The sequence below is a fragment of the Legionella cherrii genome (genome assembly GCF_900635815.1).
GTDB lineage: Bacteria > Pseudomonadota > Gammaproteobacteria > Legionellales > Legionellaceae > Legionella > Legionella cherrii.
Map to the genome: position 1 here is coordinate 2,458,273 of NZ_LR134173.1, position 14,216 is coordinate 2,472,488.

Sequence of the window (14,216 nt, forward strand, 5' to 3'; positions counted from 1 at the left end):
CTCGTGATTAACCGAATTATTACAGTATTTTTATTGCTTTTGACACAGCAAACTTTTGCTCTTGATTTGGAGTTAACCCAAGGGATTAACTCTGCTTTACCCATTGCAATCAATTCTTTTGGTTCAGATAGTACTGGTAAAGAAATTGGACAAATTATCGAAAATGATCTGAATTTATCAGGGCAGTTTCGAATTGTTTCTGGCCCACTCGGAGCAAACTCCCAATCATCAGTTAGCACATTGAAACAATTGGGAGCCGACAGTGTTGTAACCGGCAGAGTAAGTCAGGTAGGCGGGCATTATGAAGTCAGTTTTACACTAACTGATGCAGTAGCTAATGGAACAACATTATTGACAAAAACTTATCAAATTAATGCGAATCAAGTGAGACCGCTAGCGCATCATATTAGCGATGAAGTATACCAAAAATTAACAGGGGAGAAGGGAATATTTTCTACTCGTATCGCCTATATTTCTGTGCAAAGAATGGTAGGCAGTACTCGTTACTCATTAGAGGTTGCTGATGCTGATGGACATAATCCTCAAAGTTTGTTGGTTTCATCCGAACCTATTATGTCCCCAGCTTGGGCACCCGATGGTAAAAGTATCTCTTATGTCTCTTTTGAGAAAAAAAGAGCACAAATATTTACTGTTTCAGTTGAGACAGGTCAAAGACGCTTAATTACCAGTTTCCCTGGAATTAACGGTGCTCCTGCATGGTCACCTGACGGCAGGGAACTCGCTGTAGTATTGTCTAAAAGCGGAACACCTAAAATTTACAGCATCGACATTAACACAGGTAATATGAAGCAATTGACCTTTGGTGATGCTATTGATACGGAACCACGCTATGCTCCAGATGGTAAAAGCATTTTATTTACCTCCGGTAGAGGTGGATCGCCGCAAATATATCGTTTATCTTTAGCAAATGGCCAAGTATCTCGTTTAACTTTTGAAGGCAACTATAATGCCCGTGCCTCTTATACTCCAGATATGAAAAATATTGTTATGTTGCATCGGGATGATAAGCAATTTAACATTGGCTTACAAAGTGCAAACGGCGGACCTGTGGTCAGTCTTACTTTCTCTGGCCGTGATGAGTCTCCATCAGTTGCACCCAATGGTCGATTGATTCTTTATGCGACTCATAATCAGGATAAAGGTGTATTGGGTATCGTTTCTCTCGACGGTAGAATAAGAATGAGACTGCCTGCACGTGAAGGAGATGTACAAGAACCTGCATGGTCTCCCTATTTAGGTTAATTATGTCACGGATTATATATGGACTTATTTTTTGTTTAGGCGCTTTAAATGCTTATTCTTGGAATGCGGCAGGCCACAGGGTAGTGGCCCAAATTGCTTATGATAATTTATCACCAAAAGCTAAGGAAATGTGTTTCAAGTACCTTCGTTCACGGACACACAACACGCCCAACTCGAGTTTTGTTAGCGCTTCGACCTGGATGGATGAGATAAGATGGAGAGAAGTGTATTGGTATGATGTAATGCATTATATTGATACCCCTTTTTCCAGTGACGGAACCCCTACGCCTCCCATTGAAAGTACTAATGCCGTAAAGACTATTAAACTGGCTAGTTCTGCACTCGCTTCTAAAAAGACAACTCCATCGGACAAAAAACTCGCATTACGCATGTTAATTCATATAACAGGTGATATTCATCAACCTTTACATGCCATAACCAGGGTCAGCGCACAACATCCCATGGGAGACTTAGGTGGTAATTTATTCTTACTAGGAACCAATCCAGTAGGTAGTAATTTACATCAATACTGGGATAATGGAGCCGGTTTTTTTCAGGGCCAATACGACGAGATGCGAGTAAAAAATACAGCCCAGCAATTGGAACAAAAACTTCCCTGTTCGGTTATTGGTAAACAAACAAGACCAGCCAAATGGGCGAAAATGTCCTATAAACTGGCTTTAAAAAATGTTTATCAAATGAATCCAAATGAAACTCCCAGTGCTAAATACCAAGAAAATGCACAGCTTTTAGTTCAAAAGCAGGTTACCTATGCAGGATGCAGACTCGCTGCGTTACTGAATAAAATTGCACAAGGATAAATTTTTGTTCTTTTGAGATTATTTAGGACTTAGAAATAGGTTGTACTTTAAATCTAAGTTCTCCTTTTCTATTCATTAAAATGATCAATCAAACAAAGTATAAATCTTGTGCTATATTTTAGAGGCATTTATTAAAAATAGATTTTTATCCTCAATTTAAAAGGAATTATTAACATGAACGAATTATTTGCAAAGGTTGGTATATTTAGCTTATTAATGAGTGTTACATTCTTTGGCTGGGCAGGATCTTGTAAAGCTATTGCAATTTCTTGTATGCAAAATGGTTACTATAAAGGCGGTGAAAAAGCCGGTAAAGGATTAATCAAAGACTGTGTTTTACCCGTAGCAATGGGTAACAAAAAATTACCAAATACCAATTTTAGCCCAGATCAACTGCAACAATGTAAAACAAAGTTAACAGAAAAATTAAAAAGTAAAATGCAACAAAAAATGCAACAACAATAGACTTTCTTGTTATTAAGTGAGGAAAAATCCCTTCTCACCAATAAGAGAAGGGATTTTTAATTATTCCTTCTGCAATGACTCCATCACAGCACCTAAGAAACGAGTTGCCTCGCCTCCAGTAACTGCTCGGTGATCAAAACTTAGTGATAATGGCAGGATATTATGTGCCTCAATGACGCCTTCGGTATTAACAACAGCCCCTTGATAGAGTCTACCTACGGCCAAGATAGCAACCATGGGTGGAACAATAATCGGACTTGCAAAGCGACCTGCAAATTTTCCAAAATTGGAAAGAGTGATTGTAGCTCCTTTCAATTTATCGGCGGTAATTTCTCGATTACTAACAGATTGTTTAAAATCGTTGATCATTTTTCGCAGTTCGGCATCGGAAAGTTTTCCAGCATCATGAATTACAGGTACAAATAATCCTTCTTCATTATCCATCGCTAATCCAAGATGGACTTGCTTAAAACATTGACGAGCACTATGTTTTGTATCGAACCATGCATTTAATGCAGGTTCTTTTTTAGCAGCGTAGATCATTGCATGGATTAAACGAACTGTGATATCAGTACCTGGTTTCCAAGCACTAATATCTGCTTCATCAAAAATACTTACAGGAACTACTTCTGTATGAGATTGAATCATACTGTTGAGCATTGCTCGTCTAACTCCGCGTAACGGTTCAAAACCAGCTGGAACTTCAGCATTTTTATCTGCTTGTGCCTGAACATCATCACGAGTAATGACACCAAACTCTCCAGTTCCTTTAAGCGTAGCTAAATCAACACCCAGTTTTTTGGCAAGCATTTTTACCGCAGGAGTGGCTTTGATACGATTTCTAGAAGAGTGTTGCGCACCTATAGTAAAGTTGTCTTCTGAAACTTCACTACTTTCTTCTAAATTACCTACTACTGTTCCTTTGTCTGCTGGCTTGGCACTGGTTGATTCAAAAGCAACCAAAGGCTCCCCTGTTTTAATGACATCACCAGGTTTTCCGTATAACTTGCTAATAGTTCCAGACTGAGGGCAAGGTACATCCACAACTGCTTTTGCGGTTTCCATAGAAACTAAAGGTTGATCTGCTACCACAGTATCGCCTTCTTTGACAAACCATTCATGTATCTCAGCATCTGGTAGGCCTTCACCCAAATCAGGTAGATTGAAAATATTCATTATTACTCCATTATGCTCATAACGCTGTTTTTAATACGTGTAATACTGGGTATGTATTGTTTTTCCAATTGGAAATAAGGCATTACAGTATCATATCCAGTTACCCGCTGAACTGGGGCCATTAAATCAGCCATACAATTTTCCATAATTTGTGCTGAAATTTCGGCGCCAACCCCACAAGTTTTTGCTCCCTCATGAACGATAACACAACGTCCTGTTTTTTCTACAGAGGCTAAAATTGTTTCTATGTCCAGTGGTTTAATGGTTGCAACATCGATTACTTCGCAGGAAATTCCTTCTTCACCCAATTGTTTCGCTGCTTGTTGTGTTTCGTGAATACTGGCACCCCAGCTTATTAAGGTAACGTCGTCACCTTCTTGCAAAGTAAAACATTTACCCATAGGCAGTGCTTGACCATTATCTTCAACAGGTTGCTTGACCAAACGATAAATTCGTTTAGGTTCAAGAAAAATGACTGGGTCAGGATTGCGCATAGCGGCTAAGAGCAAGCCATAAGCTCTCTTTGGGGAGGAGGGAATTACCACTTGTAACCCTGGAATATGAGCAAATAACGCTTCAGTACTTTCTGAATGATGTTCTGGAGCCCGGATACCCCCACCAAAAGGAGCTCGAAAAACAAGAGGACAATGTAACCGTCCGCGTGTTCTATTACGCATACGAGCAGCATGGGAAATAATTTGGTTCATGGCAGGATAAATAAATCCCATAAATTGAAATTCAGCGACGGGTTTTAGTCCTTGGATTGACATACCAATGGCCAAACCTGCAATCATCGATTCGGCAAGAGGAGTATCGAATACTCTTTTTTCACCAAAGCGTTCTTGTAATCCCACTGTGGCGCGGAATACACCTCCGTTTTTGCCAACATCTTCACCAAAAACTACCACATTTTCATCATGAGCTAACTCATAAGCCAAAGCCTGAGTTACTGCCTCAATCAAAGTAATATCAGGCATGAGTTGCTTCCTCCATAGCTATTGCGCGTTGTTCCACTAAATACTCGGGTAATTCAGCATAATGATAATCAAAAATACTGCTAATAGGCTGCATTTTCATACTCAGATATTCATTAACTGCTTTTTCTACTTCTTCAGCACAATGGATTACTAATTTTTCTTCGTCATGGGCATTCCAGATTTTTTGCTCCATAAGAAACTCTTTGAATCGAGAGATTGGTTCCCTGGGCTTGGCCTTTTCAACTTCCTCACAAGGTTGATAGCGAGTGGCATCGTCCGCTGTTGTGTGATCAGATAATCGGTACGATATCGCTTCAATTAAAGTAGGTCCTTCACCACGTCGTGCCTTTTCAATTGCCTCGCCAATAACTTGTCTTGTTGCCAATATGTCATTGCCATCGATTTGTATGCCTTTAAAACCAGCAGCTATTGCTTTTTGAGCAATAGTTTTTGAACCTGTCTGTTGGTCTCTAGGAACTGAAATAGCCCATTGATTGTTGTTAACCACAAAAACGACAGGTAAATTCCAAGTACCTGCAACATTCATCGCTTCATAGAAATCACCTTCTGAAGTTCCACCTTCTCCAAGACAAACTACAGCAACGCGTTGTTGATTTCTATATTGGAAAGCAAATGCAACACCAGTTGCATGCAAGCATTGAGAAGCAATTGGAACACATATTGGTAAGTCTTCTGAATTACAAGAAAACTGACTTCCTCGTTCGTCACCACCCCAAAATGCTAAAATTTCAGACATTTTTACACCACGTTGAAATTGAGCAGCATAATCACGGTAATATGGAATCAACACATCTTCAGGACGCATCGCATGGCCTATCGCTGTGGAAATTGCCTCCTGTCCGTTAATAGGAGCATAAGTGCCCATTTTACCTGTTCTTTGCAAAGCAATGGCTTTTTTATCAAAGGTACGTGTAAGAACCATGATTTTATAAAGCTCTTTTAGTGCAGAATGATCATGGGCAAAAGCGGGGAGTTGGCCGACTAATTTTCCATGTTCATTTAAAAATTGAATATATGTAATATCAAATTGAGCAACTGTTGACATATGAGGCTCCTTGTCAATAAAGCGTTTGCATAGCATACTCACAAATTAATTTAAAAACCAGAGAATTAGTGTTGGAATGATATTAAAAAAGAAGTAATTTTGTAGCGCTGAGTACCGCGCAGCGGGGGTCGTTCTTCAGCCCTGCTGATCCTTACTCATGCTATCTAAGTTATATAATTACCTAAGAGGGTCTATTTTGAGTCAATTTGTATTCCATTCATTGGACTATCATCATACACTGCATGATTATTATCAAAAGTTACGTCATCTACCTGGTTTTGTTCTTCTAGAGAGTACAGACCGCATTCATGGGCGCTATGATATCCTTAGTGCCTACCCTTATGATTGCATCAAAATTGATCACAGCGCTTCCGATTTATCGTACTTAGTAAAGGAAATCAATCACATTTTATCCCCATTACCCTCTGTGGCTGATCTTCCTTTTCAAGGTGGGGCTCTGGGATATGTATCTTATGATCTTGGTGCAAAGTTATTTGGCATAAACTCCCGGATACAACCCACATTAGAGAATATGCATTTATTGGATCTTGGTTTGTATGATTGGGCAATCATTGTAGATCATCATAAAAAAATTATTACATTGTTTGCAGCCAATACACATCCATCTACCCCTGGAATAGTTGATGAAGTCATCGAATTATGGAATAACTCAATCGGACAACGGAGCACTGCATTAATTAAAAGTAATTTTACTCCCTTGGTGTCCAAACAGAATTACCTAGAGGCATTTTCCTCTATCCATCAATCCTTAAACGAGGGAAGAAGCTATCAGGTCAATCTTACTCAGCCTTTTCATGCTGCTTATGAAGGAGACAGTTGGTTTTTTTACGATAAAATTTGCAGTGAAAATCCTGTTCCTTTTGCTGCTTTTATGAAAACAGACCATGCAGATATTTTAAGTTTCTCGCCAGAGCGTTTTCTATTTCATGAGGCAGGTAAATTAGTCGCATCTCCTATTAAAGGAACAATAGGGCGTTCTAATAATCTCATTGAAGATGAGCAGTTAAAAAATAAATTAACTTCTTGTGAAAAAAATCGGGCTGAGAATGTCATGATTGTTGATTTATTAAGGAATGATTTAGGTAAAATTGCTCTGCCTGGTTCAGTACACGTAACCCATTTATGTGAAGTACAAAGTTATAACTCAGTACATCATTTAGTAAGTACAATTGAAGCTCAATGCTTACCATCAATTCTGCCTTTCGAAGCATTTTTATCCTGCTTTCCTGGGGGGTCTATTACTGGAGCACCCAAAATTGAGTCCATGCGAATTATTCATGAGCAAGAACCGTATGCACGTGGAATTTATTGTGGGTCCATAGGCTATTTTTCACGACATGGACGATTTGATACAAATATTGCTATTCGCACAGTCACTGCCAAAGAGAATATTTTGCATTTAGCTGCTGGTGGTGGAATTGTTATTGACTCAGACTGTGAAGATGAATATCGTGAATGTTTTATCAAAATAGCAGCGGTCATTAATGGACTTAACTGAATTTAAAAATAAAAAAATTGTGCATTCGGCAGTGGTTGTTTTGTATGAACAACTATCTGATTCGCTCATTTTGACAAAACGTAGTGATCAGATGCGAACACATCCCGGTGAAATATGTTTCCCTGGTGGCTTATGGGAGGAAGGGGATGAAAATTATTATGCTACTGCGCTTCGAGAATTGAATGAAGAGTTGGGAATTGCTCCAGACCGTATTACACTGATAAGAGAATTGGACATACAGAAAACTCTTTTAGGAAGTGTTATTCATCCTTGGTTTGCGAGTGTTGAGACTGTTCATCCTTATCAGTTAAATTCTCATGAAGTAGTTCGCCTTATCTCTATACCAATGACATTAGTTCAAGATCCAAAAAATTATAAAGATTTTATGATTGAGCGTGGTGGACGTCGTTATGTCACTTGTGAATTTACTGCGAATAAGGATTGGGTATGGGGTGCAACAGCCCGCATAATGAGGCAATTAGTTAAATAGGAGTATAAGAGAATATGCAGTGCACGTCATTCCCAGTGTAGCGGCGGACCTCCTCGCTTAGGATGGCGGCGTAAAATCCCGGATTAGTTGCGCTAATCCGGGCTGCAAATGCTATCAACATTAAATGGCCACAGCGGGTTTTGTTTCTGGATGGCTAGGAGAAGAAGTCGAATGACTGTCTTTAAGTGCCCGACGAAGAATTTTTCCCACATTTGTTTTGGGAAGCTCATCGTAAAATTCAACTACTTTAGGGACTTTATAAGCGGTTAGATGTTCGCGACAATAAGCAATAATTTGTTCTGCAGTTAAACTAGGATCTCTTTTCACAATACAGGCTTTAACACGCTCACCAGATTCTTTATCAACAATGCCAACAACCCCGACTTCTAAAACACCGGGGTGCATTGCAATCACTTGTTCTACCTCATTTGGATAAACATTAAATCCGGAGACGAGTAACATATCTTTTTTACGATCAACTAAGTAAATAAAACCTTCTTCATCCATTTTGCCAATGTCACCAGTTTTTAAATAGCCATTTTTAGTAAATACCAATGCAGTTTCATCAGGTCGTTTCCAATATCCAGGAGTTACCTGAGGTCCTTTAATACATATTTCGCCACTTGTACCTATTGGTACTTCATGCTCCTCATCATCGAGAATAATCACATCGGTAGAAGGAAGCGGTAGTCCAACACTTCCGTTATATTCAACAAGGTTCATGGGATTAATGATGGCAGCAGGACTGGTTTCAGTTAAGCCATAAGCTTCTAAGACGGGAGTTTTGGTAACTTCCAACCATTTAAGGGCTACGCTTTTTTGCAAAGCCATTCCACCAGCAAGCGAAATTTTCAGTTTACTGAAATCAACTTCTTTAAATTTAGGATGATTTAATAATGCATTAAACAGAGTGTTTACACCGGTAATTGCTGAAAAATGCGCTTTTTTGATTTCTTTAATAAAGTGTCCTACGTCACGAGGATTGGTGATCAAGATGTTCTTTGCACCGAGTTTTAAAAAAGTTAAACAATTCGCAGTAAGAGAAAAAACATGATAGAGAGGAATTGCGGTAACAATGGTTTCATCACCATCTAAACCTATTGGTTTAATCCATGCGTCGGCTTGGAGGACATTGGAGACCATATTCCCATGAGTTAAAACAGCACCTTTTGCCACACCGGTTGTTCCTCCGGTATATTGTAAAAATGCAATGTCATCATGATCCAATTCCACATGATGAAGGGGCGACTGTTTTCCTTCAAGCAATGCATAATTAAAAGCTACTGCGTGGGGAATATTATAAGCAGGCACCATTTTTTTCACATATTTAATTATTGAATTGATAATAATTCGCTTTGGTGTCGAAAACAGATCGGCTATCTCAGTGACAATGACATGCTTTAATGTGGGCATGGAATTTAATGCTTTTTCAACGGTTTTTGCAAAATTAGCGAGTACAATAATTGCCTCAGCACCGGAGTCATTTATCTGGTGAACCAGTTCGTCAGTAGTATAAAGAGGATTGGTATTAACAACTACATATCCTGCTCGTAAGATGGCAAATAGAGCTACCGGATATTGAATTACGTTAGGGAGCATGATTGCTACTCGAGTCCCTTTATCCAATTTCAGTTGTTGAAGATAAGCAGCTAAATCTCTACTCAATTCATCCAGTTCACTAAAAGTAATACTGCTCCCCAAATTGGTATATGAGGTTTTTTTAGCATAACGCGTGCAGGATTCTTTAAACAAATCTACGAGGGAAGAATATTGACTTGCGTCAATTTCGTGCGGAACTCCTTTCTGATATTGTTCAAACCACCGTTTATCCACCTTAATATCCTTCTGTTATTGGTTTTCACATGTTAGTATAAACAAAAATATTGTTTATGGATATCATACTCATGGGTGAACATATAACGCAAACTCAAGCATTTAAGCTTAAAGGTCGTCTTTATACATTTACTGTATTGCATGTATTAAACACGGACCCAGATCTTTTTTCGCAACAACTAGCTGATACTGTTGCTAAAGCCCCCAAGTTATTTGAGCATACTCCCGTTGTTTTTGATTTGTCTTCGGTGCAACAGTTTGAGTTTGATTTGCAGACTTTACTGCAAGCTGCGCGCACTCAAGGGATGATTCCTGTTGCGATTCAAGGGGGAAGTGTATTACATAATACCTTAGCTCAATGTCATGGGATAGCGGTATTGCATGCATCTTCAACACAAGATAAGCCGATTATTGAACGACCAATTGAAAATCCTCATCACGATGCAGCAAAATCAATAACAAAATTAATTACCACACCGGTTCGTTCAGGTCAGCAAGTCGTAGCAAAAGGTGCCGATCTTGTGGTTGCTGCTTCCGTAAGTCATGGTGCTGAATTATTGGCAGATGGCTGTATTCATGTATATGGCGCTTTAAGAGGCAGAGCTTTAGCGGGGATCTCGGGTGATAAGGAAGCACGAATTTTTTGTCAGTCACTTGAGGCCGAGTTGGTATCAATTGCTGGATTTTATCGCTTAAGTGATGCGATTCAGCCTTATAACGGACCATGTCAAATTTATTTAATGGATGAACACATACATATTGAGCCTTTATGATAGAAGTTGCTTTTATTTCTGATCTTCATTTGCATCCAGAAGATCAGGACATCCAGGCGCGTTTTAATCATTTTCTTGAATGGGCAAAAATTTCAGTTAAAAATGTTTATATTCTCGGTGATTTTTTCCATGCCTGGGCTGGTGATGATACTCTTGATGAATGGAGCAGAAATATAGCCAATCAGCTATTTTCTTTAAAAAAACAGGGCATTAACCTGTTTTATATGCATGGAAATCGTGATTTCTTATTGGGGAAAACTTTTGCAAAACTCGCTGGATGGACTATTTTAGCTGAGCCTACGGTAATCCAATTAGGGCAGGAAAAAATACTCTTAGTCCATGGTGATCGATATTGTACTAAAGACTTAGCGCATCAGCGCTTTAGGCTGATAACTCGAAATAGAATATTTTCTGTTTTATTTTTAAGTTTACCAATTAAATATCGTCAACGGTTAGTGAAGCAAATACGTGATCGAAGTCAGATGAATCAGAACAAATCTGTAGAAGAAATGGATGTCGTTGCTGATGAAGTAATTAAGCATATGTCACATTATCAAGTAACTCAATTAATTCATGGTCATACACATAAACCGGGCATCACTTTGTATCAAAATAATTCGCAAGAATTAAGGCGTTATGTACTCAGTGATTGGGATGACAAACCCCAGGTATTGTGTTATGATCATACAAAAGGGCTCTATTTTGCCCATATGTAATCTTGGAGTGATAGGTTATGACCCGAACTAAAGAAGAGCTTGAAGCGGAAAAGCAAGCAGCGAATAAAACTTCTCTGGAGGGAGCGGAAAAACTCCGCAAAGAACAAAGAGATAAAGAGTACAATGCAGCGCTAGAGACCGAACAAGCCAAACAGCGACAGCAGTGGGCCAAGGTTATGGATGAGTTGAGAAGCAAACATAAGCTCAAAAATCGAAAAGAGGGCGGCCCTGAAACTTATTGGGAAGAAGTAGAGCAATTGGCTGATCATCTGATTAACTCAGACCAAAACTCCACCATCGACTGGCGTTCCAATATGATGTCCTTGTTGAATTTATTAACAAAATTGAACAAAGCGATAAACATATCGTCAGAACAAGTTGCCGGTGAGGGATTGGACCTTGTAAAGCAGGCTACTCGACCTTTCCCCGTGTTTGGACATTTATTTCATCCTAACGAAAAAATATATCAGTCGCTTAAAACGGCGATACTTCATAAAGCTATTAGGGGGATAAGTGATATTGAACCCCCGGTTTTGGAGCAAAAAGTTACATTTAAAGATGGGAAAGTTAACATAGCGGACTTAACTCGTGCCGATGATGGTACTTCCTTAGCTGCAGATATCCAACGTCAAAAAGAAGAAAATCCAGCAAATAAAGCGTTTAAAAAATTTGTTGATATTTGGTTAGAAGAACAGGGTTACCTCCCTGTTCCTCATGCCAATAAAGGAGTTTATAGACATCATGCATCTGGTGTATTATTGAATGAGGATAAATTTAAAGAATTAAATAATGATCCAAAAACAAGCTTTGCTACATTCCTCAAGGACAATGCCACCTTGAAATATGAGGAACAACAAGAGGCGCAGAGCACACCCGCTGCTCCTTAATCACTCTTAATCAGGATTGCGGTATTCCGCTATGAAAACGGAATACCGAATCAGTTGATAAAATGAAATCATTTTCTAATGATAAAAACAATTGTAAACGCTGTTCTATATTTCCACCGTATAATTTTGCCAGTCGCAGATACTCCTCAAAATGACGTGCTTCTGATTTAATTAAAGTTCCATAAAATTTGATTAAGTCCTTATCCTCAAGATAAGGGATAATCGCATGAAAGCGCTCACAGGAACGGGCTTCAATAATGGCACCAATAATCAGCTGATCACATAGACGTTGAAGGACATTTCTGCTGGTAACCTGTTTATGCATTTGGGTCGCATAGCCTGAAGGTTGCAAAGGACAAAATTGAATTCCCCTTTGGGTCATAAAATGAATGACTTTTTCAAAATGAAGTAACTCTTCCCGAGCTAAAGGAGACATCACGTCAACCAGTTCATTTTTTTCTGGATATTTGCTCATAAAATTAATGGCAGTTGCTGCTGCTTTGCGTTCACAATGGGCATGGTCAATTAACAGCAAAGGAATATGAGCTGCTGCGAAATCCAACCATGCTTGGGGCGTTTTTACCTGAAGAAAATCATTTAATAATTGTAAATCATTGTCTAAACGTTTTAACATCTGCGAGATACACTATACTTATAAAAATAAATTGTCTTATATCATATACCTTAATGAAATTGAATTGGATGAAAAATGAACGGGGAAGAAATTGATAATGAATTAAACCAATGGTTTTCAACTTATGGTGCAATAACAGCTGAACGTATATTAGGAAGATACAATGTTAATTTAGCACAAACGGACCTAGTGGCAGCAATTAAAAGTCCATTTAGTTTTTACCATCGATTAATACAAGTTCCATTAAAAAGCGTACTCAACGGTATCGTCTTACAGCAGGCGAATGATTATCATGTTTATGTCCAGAAATTATTTATAGATTATCTACTTTCTGGTGAAAATTCCAAAGGCGAAGAGGCTCAAGGGGCTGCAACACGTGAAATTATAGAAAATGAGCGGCAACAATTAGTTGCACTGGGTGAGGAGTTTCAAAAGGTGCAGGGGGATCAGGATTATTTGATTGCAAACAGTCAACGTATTTTGATTCAAATGACTCAACTATTTAATGCCGAACTTGAAAAAGCAATCAGCTCGCTTAACAAACTACTAAAAGCTGCTGGTCACAAAGTGAAAAAGAGTCAAATTCGTCAAGCTATTAATCATGCACTGATTTATTGTAATGTAATCGAAATTCAAACTAATGGTTCTCTCTTTATTGCGAAAATGAATGAAGTACTTAAGATTTCCCTAACAGAAGACTTAAAAGGTAAAATGTTAACTTCATTATCAGAAATTTTACAAATGAACATCGATTTTGATGATCAAATCATGGATTATGTTCAGCAAACCGACGAAATTAATCGGTCAGCCAATTCGTATCGAAATCAGTTTTTTGATACGATTATTCGTGTTATTGATTTAATGAAATCCTTGCCTGAATACAAAATTGATCCCGAGCAAGATGCGATTAACAGAGAGCCTTTATATTTTGATAAAAGCATAGGGTCTCTATAATGTCTCAATCGATATCGGAAAGCAAAACAACTTCGGAATCTGTTTTGCTTTTATCATCAAGACCATAATCATATAAAAATGAATTTATATTAGCCATATAGCCATTATTTCGTGTATAATATGGCACTTTAACTAACCCCCTATGGAGTCCCTGATGGCAAAAGAAACAACATTGTCAATTATTAAGCCCGACGCAGTTGCTAAATCGGTTATAGGTCAAATTTATACTCGTTTTGAAAATGCTGGCTTAAACATAGTCGCTGCAAAAATGATGCAACTTTCACGTGAACAAGCAGAAAGTTTTTATGACATTCATCGCGCACGTCCTTTCTTTAAAGATTTGGTAGAATTCATGATTTCAGGTCCAGTGATGATTCAGGCATTACAGGGAGAAAATGCGGTAATGAAAAACAGAGACATCATGGGCGCAACAAATCCTAAAGAAGCTGCTCCTGGAACCATACGTGCTGATTTTGCTGATAGCATTGATGCCAATGCAGTCCATGGTTCAGATAGCTTAGAAAATGCTGCTCGTGAAATTGCATTCTTCTTTGAACCTCATGAAATTTGTGAACGATAAAAATTATTTTTTAGATATTTAATGACTGTAGTAATGTAGCGCTGAGCAGCGCTATAATCCTG

The 14,216-nt window shown here is 38.5% G+C and carries 15 protein-coding genes; 10 read left to right on the top strand and 5 right to left on the bottom strand.

What is annotated here, in order from left to right:
• The first annotated feature begins 3 nt into the window (after positions 1 to 3).
• The 3 genes from tolB (at position 4) to EL022_RS10380 (ending at position 2,549) form a co-directional block, all read left to right on the top strand.
• Positions 4 to 1,263 carry a Tol-Pal system beta propeller repeat protein TolB gene (gene tolB / locus EL022_RS10370; protein ID WP_028380652.1) on the top strand — a complete coding sequence of 420 codons (1,260 nt, stop codon included), beginning with the start codon at positions 4 to 6 and terminating at the stop codon, positions 1,261 to 1,263.
• A gap of 2 nt (positions 1,264 to 1,265) precedes the next feature.
• Positions 1,266 to 2,084: a S1/P1 nuclease gene (locus tag EL022_RS10375; RefSeq protein WP_028380651.1), complete on the top strand. Its 819-nt coding sequence runs from the start codon at positions 1,266 to 1,268 to the stop codon at positions 2,082 to 2,084.
• A gap of 174 nt (positions 2,085 to 2,258) precedes the next feature.
• Complete coding sequence (locus EL022_RS10380) at positions 2,259 to 2,549, top strand: hypothetical protein (RefSeq protein ID WP_028380650.1); 291 nt, start codon at positions 2,259 to 2,261, stop codon at positions 2,547 to 2,549.
• A 60-nt stretch (positions 2,550 to 2,609) separates the two neighbouring features.
• Here the strand turns inward: EL022_RS10380 and EL022_RS10385 are convergent, their stop codons facing one another.
• From EL022_RS10385 to pdhA, 3 genes are read right to left on the bottom strand one after another with little or no spacing between them, the layout of a single operon-like run.
• The gene (locus EL022_RS10385) at positions 2,610 to 3,725 is read right to left on the bottom strand and encodes a dihydrolipoamide acetyltransferase family protein (protein WP_028380649.1); all 1,116 of its coding nucleotides are present in this window, start codon (positions 3,723 to 3,725) and stop codon (positions 2,610 to 2,612) included.
• Positions 3,726 to 3,727: 2 nt separating this feature from the next.
• Entirely contained in the window at positions 3,728 to 4,702 is a 975-nt protein-coding gene (locus tag EL022_RS10390) for an alpha-ketoacid dehydrogenase subunit beta (protein WP_028380648.1), read from the bottom strand.
• Positions 4,695 to 5,768: a pyruvate dehydrogenase (acetyl-transferring) E1 component subunit alpha gene (gene pdhA, locus EL022_RS10395; protein WP_028380647.1), complete on the bottom strand. Its 1,074-nt coding sequence runs from the start codon at positions 5,766 to 5,768 to the stop codon at positions 4,695 to 4,697. Before pdhA ends, EL022_RS10390 begins: the two co-directional genes overlap by 8 nt.
• 196 nt (positions 5,769 to 5,964) lie before the next feature.
• Between pdhA and pabB the strand changes: the two genes are divergently transcribed.
• Both pabB and EL022_RS10405 read left to right on the top strand, forming a co-directional pair.
• Positions 5,965 to 7,287 carry an aminodeoxychorismate synthase component I gene (gene pabB, locus EL022_RS10400; RefSeq protein ID WP_028380646.1) on the top strand — a complete coding sequence of 441 codons (1,323 nt, stop codon included), beginning with the start codon at positions 5,965 to 5,967 and terminating at the stop codon, positions 7,285 to 7,287.
• Positions 7,274 to 7,777, top strand: coding sequence for an NUDIX hydrolase (locus EL022_RS10405; protein ID WP_028380645.1), 504 nt, complete (start codon positions 7,274 to 7,276; stop codon positions 7,775 to 7,777). Before pabB ends, EL022_RS10405 begins: the two co-directional genes overlap by 14 nt.
• A gap of 120 nt (positions 7,778 to 7,897) precedes the next feature.
• Here the strand turns inward: EL022_RS10405 and EL022_RS10410 are convergent, their stop codons facing one another.
• A complete protein-coding gene (locus EL022_RS10410) occupies positions 7,898 to 9,610 on the bottom strand; it encodes an AMP-binding protein (RefSeq protein ID WP_028380644.1) in 1,713 nt (570 codons plus the stop codon).
• A gap of 71 nt (positions 9,611 to 9,681) precedes the next feature.
• Here EL022_RS10410 and minC point away from each other — a divergent pair, with 71 nt between their 5' ends.
• Genes minC through EL022_RS10425 form a run of 3 tightly spaced genes read left to right on the top strand, consistent with a single transcriptional unit; the run spans position 9,682 to position 11,986 of the window.
• Positions 9,682 to 10,383 (top strand): septum site-determining protein MinC, encoded by a 702-nt coding sequence (minC, locus tag EL022_RS10415; RefSeq protein WP_028380643.1) that lies wholly within the window; start codon positions 9,682 to 9,684, stop codon positions 10,381 to 10,383.
• Positions 10,380 to 11,099 (top strand): UDP-2,3-diacylglucosamine diphosphatase, encoded by a 720-nt coding sequence (locus EL022_RS10420; protein ID WP_028380642.1) that lies wholly within the window; start codon positions 10,380 to 10,382, stop codon positions 11,097 to 11,099. The genes minC and EL022_RS10420 overlap by 4 nt, the downstream gene beginning before the upstream one ends.
• Positions 11,100 to 11,116: 17 nt before the next feature.
• Positions 11,117 to 11,986 (top strand): hypothetical protein, encoded by an 870-nt coding sequence (locus tag EL022_RS10425; RefSeq protein ID WP_028380641.1) that lies wholly within the window; start codon positions 11,117 to 11,119, stop codon positions 11,984 to 11,986.
• A gap of 10 nt (positions 11,987 to 11,996) precedes the next feature.
• Here EL022_RS10425 and EL022_RS10430 read toward each other — a convergent pair whose 3' ends face one another.
• The gene (locus EL022_RS10430; RefSeq protein WP_028380640.1) at positions 11,997 to 12,620 is read right to left on the bottom strand and encodes a MiaE family protein; all 624 of its coding nucleotides are present in this window, start codon (positions 12,618 to 12,620) and stop codon (positions 11,997 to 11,999) included.
• 75 nt (positions 12,621 to 12,695) lie between these two features.
• Between EL022_RS10430 and EL022_RS10435 the strand changes: the two genes are divergently transcribed.
• Positions 12,696 to 13,574, top strand: a complete 879-nt coding sequence (locus tag EL022_RS10435) for a hypothetical protein (protein ID WP_028380639.1) — start codon at positions 12,696 to 12,698, stop codon at positions 13,572 to 13,574.
• 154 nt (positions 13,575 to 13,728) lie between these two features.
• Positions 13,729 to 14,154: a nucleoside-diphosphate kinase gene (gene ndk, locus EL022_RS10440; protein ID WP_028380638.1), complete on the top strand. Its 426-nt coding sequence runs from the start codon at positions 13,729 to 13,731 to the stop codon at positions 14,152 to 14,154.
• The last annotated feature ends 62 nt before the right edge of the window (positions 14,155 to 14,216 follow it).